The 7,854-nt window shown below is 40.5% G+C and carries 6 protein-coding genes; 4 read left to right on the top strand and 2 right to left on the bottom strand.

The features are described 5' to 3' along the window. A partial coding sequence (locus tag ACESK1_RS10975) for a M20/M25/M40 family metallo-hydrolase (RefSeq protein WP_372920225.1) occupies window positions 1–682 on the top strand: 682 nt, incomplete at its 5' end. Between the two features lie 176 nt (window positions 683–858). Continuing rightward, entirely contained in the window at window positions 859–1,380 is a 522-nt protein-coding gene (locus tag ACESK1_RS10970) for a hypothetical protein (protein ID WP_372920224.1), read from the top strand. Here the strand turns inward: ACESK1_RS10970 and ACESK1_RS10965 are convergent. Next, window positions 1,377–2,300: a patatin family protein gene (locus ACESK1_RS10965; protein ID WP_372920223.1), complete on the bottom strand. Its 924-nt coding sequence runs from the start codon at window positions 2,298–2,300 to the stop codon at window positions 1,377–1,379. The genes ACESK1_RS10970 and ACESK1_RS10965 overlap by 4 nt on opposite strands. An 84-nt stretch (window positions 2,301–2,384) precedes the next feature. Next, on the bottom strand, window positions 2,385–4,499 hold the full coding sequence (locus ACESK1_RS10960) for a M1 family metallopeptidase (protein WP_372920222.1): 2,115 nt from the start codon (window positions 4,497–4,499) through the stop codon (window positions 2,385–2,387). 107 nt (window positions 4,500–4,606) lie between these two features. On the opposite strand from ACESK1_RS10960, the gene recG reads away from it, so the two are divergent. Both recG and ACESK1_RS10950 read left to right on the top strand, forming a co-directional pair. Then, a complete protein-coding gene (gene recG, locus ACESK1_RS10955; RefSeq protein ID WP_372920221.1) occupies window positions 4,607–6,706 on the top strand; it encodes an ATP-dependent DNA helicase RecG in 2,100 nt (699 codons plus the stop codon). Between the two features lie 108 nt (window positions 6,707–6,814). Beyond that, window positions 6,815–7,567: a hypothetical protein gene (locus tag ACESK1_RS10950; RefSeq protein WP_372920220.1), complete on the top strand. Its 753-nt coding sequence runs from the start codon at window positions 6,815–6,817 to the stop codon at window positions 7,565–7,567. Window positions 7,568–7,854 lie beyond the last annotated feature (287 nt).

Genomic DNA, 7,854 nt, shown 5'->3' with positions numbered 1-7,854 from the left:
TTCTGAAACTCCAGTAGGCACCATTCGCTACAAACCAGAAGGCACGATGGCAGCTGTAGAGCGGTTTGTAATCAATGTAAAAGGAAAGCAGACTCACGGTTCGGCTCCCTGGAGCGGGACCGATCCTGTTTTAATTTCCGCAAAGATCATTGACGGCTTGCAAACGATAATAAGTCGGAATGCAAAACTTGTGGACGGCGCTGCGGTTATTACCGTTGGAAAGATCACCAGCGGAGTGAGGTTTAACATCATCCCTGAATCTGCCGAAATGATCGGAACCGTAAGGACCCTTGACCCCGATATGAAAGAATTAATTCTGAAGAGAATGCGCGAAATGGTTCCGACCATTGCAGAGGCTTATGGAGGAGAAGCTACTATTGAAATTCAGAATAATACAGCGATCACCTATAACGACCCGGAGCTAACAAAACAAATGCTTCCAACGCTGGAAAAAGTTGCTGGCAAAAATCATGTAGAACTTGTTAAGGCTACTACAGGTGGTGAAGATTTTTCATACTTCCAGGAAGAAGTGCCCGGATTCTACTTTTTTCTTGGGGGAAAACCTCTGGATGCTACCGAGTCCGCCCCACACCACACTCCGGATTTCTTTATAGATGAAAGCGGAATGCTTTTAGGAGTTAAAACAATGTCACAAATAGCTATAGATTATTTAAATCAATAATTACAGAGCATGGCAGAAAACCTGGCTGCAACTTTTACGTATCACAAAGAAAAAGTACCTTTCGGCAGCATAAAAGAACATTTGTAATGCCCTTATTTAGGCGGGAAATACAAAGAAAAAGAAGTTACAACCAAAGAAGCAGAAACCGAGGAAACTTCGATTTACGATAAAAAACAATGAATCAGATAGAAATTTCACAGTTACTATTAGCACTTTTGCCGGCACTTATTGTGGGTGCCCTGGCCTATTATTTTTTCAAATCCTTTATAAAAAGTGAGGAAGGCCGTCGCCGGTTCCTTCTGGTAAAGGACAACCAGAAAACAGCCTTGCCTTTACGACTGCAAGCCTATGAGAGAATGACCCTTTTCCTGGAAAGAATCTCTCCGGGAAAAATATTATTCCGAGTAAAACCGCATTCCGATGATCCTGTGCTTTATGAGCAATTGCTGGTAAAAACCATTGAGCAGGAGTTTGAACATAACCTCGCTCAACAGATCTACCTGAGTGGAGATTGCTGGGATTATATCAAAACTGCAAAAAATGCCACCATCGGACTTATCAGAAAAGCGAACAGTTTAGAAGAAGTTACCACCGCTGATGGCCTTCGAGAAACCATTTTAAAGAATATGATAGATAAACCGGCACCTACAGACGCCGCCCTGGCTTTCATTAAAAAAGAAGTCAGATCTTTCATTTAAAAGAAACCGAAGAAGTTTTTTTTACGTTGTTCCAGGTATTGCATATGTCTTTCCCGGGCGTGATCAAAGCCTTGTTGCCACCACTCGGTCATTAAATGTTTATTGAAAACCAGCGAATTCTCGGTGAGTTTTGTAGGGGTATAGTAAGTATTCAATTTTACCTTCTTATTTAGAGCGGCGAGTTTACCTTCTACGATGTCGTGATATTCTACCTGGTCCTGTAAAAATCCAAAAAGGTTGATCATAAGTGAAAATGGGTTTTTCCCCAGGACTTTATTGTATTCCATATTTTCAGCTTCCAGAATAATGGCGTCCACCTCTTTTGCACCGCGTTTTATGGCTTCCCGAATTGGAACAACACAACCCAGACCGCCATCGGCATATTCGAAACCGTCTTTTTGGGCAAGACTCATAAACGGAATATAATTACAGCTAATCCAGATCCAATCACAAAAATCTTCATAGGAAAAATCATGAATGGACTTATACTCCACCCGGTTTTTGGAAAGATTAGAAACCGTAACCACAACATCTTTTACTGAAGTTTGCAAGAGTTCAAATTCCTCAGGAGAGAAATGGCGTTTTATATGCTTCCTTAAATTCTGGCTTTCGCCGAAGGTTCTTTTCTTCCGAATAAATTGCCAGAAGGTATTCAGGTAATTAATGGTCACGTACTCCCTTCCCTCTTTTTTCTTAACCACAAAAGGATTAACGCTGAAAATTTTGCGTTGATTCACGTTGGTGTAGATATCATAAACCTTTTCGATATTTCCGGCTGCCAGATGTGGAATTAACAAACTTCCTGTGGAAGTTCCCAGGTACATATCATATTTCTTCCCTTCTTCCTGAATTAAATACTGGGCCACCCCACCGGCAAAAGCCCCTTTGCTTCCTCCTCCTGATATTACCAATGCTCGCATTGTCTGTTTTTCTAATTAAATTCCTGCATTACACTTTAGCACCAAAATAAGTAAATGATTTAAAACCTAAATAAAATTCGGCATTTACCTGCTTAATTTTTCCTGTAAAAAGCTTCTTTCCTTCTCAGGTAATTCTGTTTTTATAATTTCCAGCTGTGGTCGGTATTCCGGGTTATTTATTAATTCCGATAATAACTGCCGACTAAAGTTCCTGAAACTATTGTTGTGGTGCTGAGTTCCTTCTACCAGATCCCTGAGGTTTTCCTTGCTGAAAGCGTTTATTTGAAATAGATACCCAAAAGCATTCTCCCTTACTTCAAAAGGATGAAATGGCGCCGTATAACCGGAAAGTTCTTTGTAGATCTCCTGCTTTTTTTCGGGTTCGAATGAAGGTGTTGCCAGGTTTAAAGTCAGCCATAAAATTCTGAGATTCTTATCGGTAAAACCTGTCAGCCCCCGGGTTTCTTCGAGGTATTTTGTATTCTCCTGGGGGAATTGCATCCAAAGATTGGTAAGCGCAGCTTCTGTGGTCAACCAGGATTCATCCTCCAACAGACTTTCGTATTCGGTTTTCAATTCCTTCGGAATTTCATCCATGCTCAACGCAATGGCCTGCCGTACAAAGATATTTTCACTTTGAAAAGCCATTTTATATAGTTGAAGCGCTTCCCTTGAGGTATCTCCTGCCAGCTGAAATACCACTTCCTGCCCTATATAGTCATTTACAGGATTTTGAAGCGCATTTCGCAAAAGATCTGACTTCTGCTCCAGCGGGCTCTCCCTTAAAGCGGCTATCATAAGATAATCCTGCATAAATTCCGATTGTTTCAGGGAATTCAAGGCTTCAGTTCCCTGGAAGGCAGTTTGCTTGAGCCAATCAGCCATAAACCCTGAAAGGTCCTGTCCGGAAGTCCTTTCAACTTCAGCAATGAAATTATCGGTATTCACGTTTTGATAGGCATAAAGCTCCAGGTAATTTCTAATTGCAGTTTTAAAAGCCTCATCACCCACTTTTTCGCGTAGAATATGCAAGGTCCAGGCTCCTTTTTGGTAATAGGTGAGCGAACTACCTCCTTTTCGCATTAAAGCCTCTCCTTTCCCGATATCGCTCAACTCTTTCAATCGCTCTGCCGATTCATATAACTTCCAGTAATAATAATCATCTCCAAAAATCTCTTTTTCAGCGAGTAAGGCATAATAGGTAGCAAAGCCCTCATGCAGCCAGTGATGTTCTTCTGCTTCCTGTGTAATTAAGTTTCCAAACCATTGATGAGCAAGTTCGTGGGCATTCACATTTACGTAATTTCTATCTTTAAAGCCAACCTCATCGGTAAGCAAAGCCCTGCTAAAAATCGTGGTTCCGGTATTTTCCATCCCCGCATACAGAAAATCCTGCACGGGTACTTGTTTGTAATTCTGCCAGGGATAAGGCACCCCGATCTCCTGTTCTAAAAAATCAAATATTTCTTTGCTGTATCTGTAACTTGGCTCCCGAAGGGAATCCTGGTTCTCTTCCAGGTATAATTCCATGGTCACTCGGGAGTCCGATTTCACCTCCTCCTTTTGAAATTTTCCTGCCGCCACAGCCAGTAAATAGCTACTCATAGGTTTTTCCATCTGGAAATTCCAGCGGGAAACAGAATCATTTAAGGTTTCTACAGAAGTGAATTCTCCATTTGAAATAACTACATAGCCTTTTTTAAAATCAAAACTAAGATCAAAAACAGCCTTTTCATTAAGATTATCAATAACCGGGATCCAATGAGAAGAATTCTTTCCCTGCCCCTGGGTCCAAACCTGTTTGGAAGCCTGTATATTCTCAGGAATATTCCAGTTTATAAAATACATGGCTTGTTGCGGTTTGGCCGAATAACTTAACCTGATCTCATTAGATTCGGAAGGTTTGAATTTATACTTTAACCAAAGTTCTTTACCGGTATTCCTGGTTTCAATGCTTTTCCCATTGAGTTTCACTTCAGAGAATTCCATTTTTTGAGCATCGAGATACATGGAATCAAGCTCCTCCAAAACATCAAAATGGTAAATCACCTCACCCTCTACTTTGCGTGATTCTGGAAAGATGGCTATGGTAGCATTAATGTTTTTGAAGTCTACCTGCTGTAATTGTTTAATAGAAAAATCCTGGGAAACGGACCAACTGAAATTCAGCAGAAAAAGGCTTAAAAAAAGATATTTCATACAGAAGTTATAGACCTGCAAATTACAAAAAAGCTTCCCTGTGCACAATGGGATAATTTTTAAGGAAAATAAGAGCCAAAAAACCTGATTTTAATATCTTCGTTTCCATGAATGCTAATTTGCTGCAAACTCCCATAGATTACCTAAAAGGTGTTGGACCCAATCGGGCCCAGGTCCTGAAAAGTGAGCTCGGAATCCAAACCTACGGAGATTTGCTTAGCTTTTTTCCCAATCGTTACTTAGACAAAACCCGCTTTTTTAAAATTAACGAGTTACAGCGAAATTCGGCAGAAGTGCAGCTCGTTGGGAAGATCACCCATATTAAAAGCGTAGAGCAAAAACGAGGAAAACGCCTTGTCGCCGATTTTGTAGACAGCACCGGAAAAATGGAACTGGTGTGGTTCAGAGGTCAAAAATGGATTAGAGAAAACCTTAAACTCAACACGCCCTATGTGATCTTCGGAAAAACCAATTGGTTCAACGGGGTCTTCAGCATGCCCCACCCCGAAATGGAGTTGGTTGAGGATTACAAAAAACAATTGCGCACCGCGATGCAACCGGTTTACCCTTCAACCGAAAAACTTGCCAAAGCAGGAATTTCAAACCGGGTGATCAACAAGATCATGCAGCAGCTTTTCCTTGAAGCAAAAGGCCGGTTTTTTGAAACGCTTTCTGAAGATATTTTGAATGAATTTAAACTTCTGTCAAAATCCGAAGCGCTATTTAATGTGCATTTTCCCAAAAGTCAGGAGCTGCTTTCCAAGGCTCAATTCCGGTTAAAATTTGAAGAACTTTTCTACATTCAACTTCAACTTATCCGGAAAAATTTGCTTCATAAAAAGAAGATCAAGGGCTATGTTTTTGAAAACGTGGGAGCGAATTTTACCGACTTTTATAACGAGCATTTACCCTTCGATCTAACCGATGCCCAGAAGCGGGTTATCAAAGAAATAAGGAATGATTTGGGCAGCGGAGCACAGATGAATCGGCTTTTGCAGGGTGATGTGGGCTCCGGGAAGACTATTGTGGCCTTAATGTCAATGTTCATAGCACTTGACAACGGTTTTCAGGCCTGCCTGATGGCTCCTACTGAAATTTTGTCAGTACAGCACTATAACGGATTAATGGAATTATGTAAAAACTTAAACACCAGCATCGAACTACTTACAGGTTCAACTAAAGCTTCAAAAAGAAGGGAAATTCACGAAAAACTCGAAAATGGAGAGATAGACATCTTAATCGGGACTCATGCATTGCTGGAAGACAAAGTTCAATTTAAGAATTTAGGCCTTGCCATTATCGATGAGCAACACCGGTTTGGAGTGGCCCAAAGAGCAAAGTTATGGAAGAAAAATGAGCTTCCGCCGCACATCCTGGTGATGACCGCCACCCCTATTCCAAGAACACTTGCGATGAGTCTTTATGGCGATCTCGATATCTCGGTGATCGATGAACTTCCACCCGGAAGAAAACCGATAAAAACTGTACATCGATTTGATGCAAACCGCCTGAAAGTTTTTGCTTTTATCAGGGAGGAAATAAAAAAAGGAAGACAGGTTTATATTGTGTATCCCCTGATCCAGGAATCGGAAACCATGGATTATAAAGATCTCATGGATGGCTACGAAAGCATTGCCAGGGAATTCCCGGATTTCCAGATCTCTATTGTTCACGGCCAGATGAAATCTGAAGCCAAGGATTATGAGATGGACCGTTTTGTTCGCGGGGAAACCCAAATTATGGTGGCCACCACCGTAATTGAGGTTGGTGTAAACGTGCCCAATGCCAGTGTGATGATTATTGAAAGCGCAGAGCGCTTTGGTCTATCACAACTGCACCAGCTTCGCGGCAGGGTTGGCCGTGGTGCGGAACAAAGTTTTTGTATCCTAATGACTGGCCACAAGCTATCAGAAGACAGCAAGACACGTTTACAAACCATGACCGGCACTAATGACGGCTTTGAGATCGCTGAAGTTGACCTCAAATTACGTGGTCCCGGTGATCTCATGGGAACCCAACAAAGCGGCGTGTTAAATCTTCAAATTGCAGATATAGTTAAAGACAATGACATTCTTAAAACCGCAAGACATCTCGCGACCAAAGTCTTAAGAGAAGACCCTAATCTTCAAATGGAGAAAAATAAAATACTACGGCATACCTATTCCAGCTTAACGAAAGAGAAAAGCCTCTGGAATTATATAAGTTAATGCAGCTCATCGGGAAAAGTCTTTATAACATCGAATAATTCAATCATCAATAAGGGTTTTCCTGTAATCTTCGTAATTTCAAGAAGTTAATCTTAAATTCTTATTATTATGAAAAAATTATTTTACTTAGTAATTTTTGGGGCGGGAATTATAGGTTGTAGTACAGAGCCCATTGAAACGGAAGTTCTTGAAAGCATTGACGCCAAAGTCAAGACTCAGGAAGCTGATAAATCCATGATGCTTGCTGAAGCTGAAATCTGTTACGGCGACGCACCGGTTTTTGTTTTTGATTTTCCACAAGACAACAAAGGGAATGGCGATGCAAAAGATACCGATGTTCATTTACAAGTTTGGAATCCCGAAATTGAAGATTGGGAATCATTTCAACAATTAACCTATCAAGGAGCAGGACCAGAAGAATATGCTTTTGAAGAAGAAGCGTTAGATCTGGGAACTTATGAATTTAGAGCCAAAATAGGTTCTGGTGGATTTAATTATTCTGCCACTCTAGAGGTTATCGATTGTTCTGACTGTGAAGAAAGCTTCTCCTATTTGGATAACGAAGATGGATCATACACTTTCACTTACATCCCGGAAGAAGATATGGAAAACGCTGAAGTAGTGTTTACCTTTGCTCAAGGAGTTACTGTAGATGGATTGGAAGGATGGGGTTCTAACGGAGTAACACTACAATCTAATTTGAACTTTGAAGCTTGTGTCGAATATTCCTGGACAGTTGAATTAGATCCTAGATGCAACGGAAAAGGACAATCCACACCAAATCTTTGGACTGACTTTAAAATTAATGATATTTCAAAGAAAAATGATGAAACCCCTACCATCGAGGGTATTTGCAATTAATTACAAATAAAATATTATCCAAGGGCCTTCGGGCCCTTTTTTTATTCTCAACCACCTAAGTGCTTTCCCTTAATTTTTACCATCCGGATTAAATTAAAACCTCGATCACATTATAATACATTAAACCCGAAAAGCCCTGAATTCCTGGGGATCTCAGGTGAATAAGATATGAATAAGTGCTTCTCAAAATAATTCCAGGGACTCCACAGCCTTTAAACATAAACTATTGAAATAGAGTTTATTCGTAAATTTATTAGGTTAACCATTAAATCATAGGAGTTATGAAA

The sequence above is a fragment of the Salegentibacter sp. genome (assembly GCF_041642575.1).
GTDB lineage: Bacteria > Bacteroidota > Bacteroidia > Flavobacteriales > Flavobacteriaceae > Salegentibacter.
Note: the sequence above shows the minus strand (reverse complement) of the source record. Positions and strands in the feature narration are given on the sequence as shown.

What these genes read in the sequence shown, in the direction of transcription:
- ACESK1_RS10970 (WP_372920224.1), top strand. Translation starts at nt 859, where the DNA reads ATGAATCAGATAGAAATTTCACAGTTACTATTAGCACTTTTGCCGGCA.
- ACESK1_RS10965 (WP_372920223.1), bottom strand. Translation starts at nt 2,300, where the DNA reads ATGCGAGCATTGGTAATATCAGGAGGAGGAAGCAAAGGGGCTTTTGCC.
- ACESK1_RS10960 (WP_372920222.1), bottom strand. Translation starts at nt 4,499, where the DNA reads ATGAAATATCTTTTTTTAAGCCTTTTTCTGCTGAATTTCAGTTGGTCC.
- recG (WP_372920221.1), top strand. Translation starts at nt 4,607, where the DNA reads ATGAATGCTAATTTGCTGCAAACTCCCATAGATTACCTAAAAGGTGTT.
- ACESK1_RS10950 (WP_372920220.1), top strand. Translation starts at nt 6,815, where the DNA reads ATGAAAAAATTATTTTACTTAGTAATTTTTGGGGCGGGAATTATAGGT.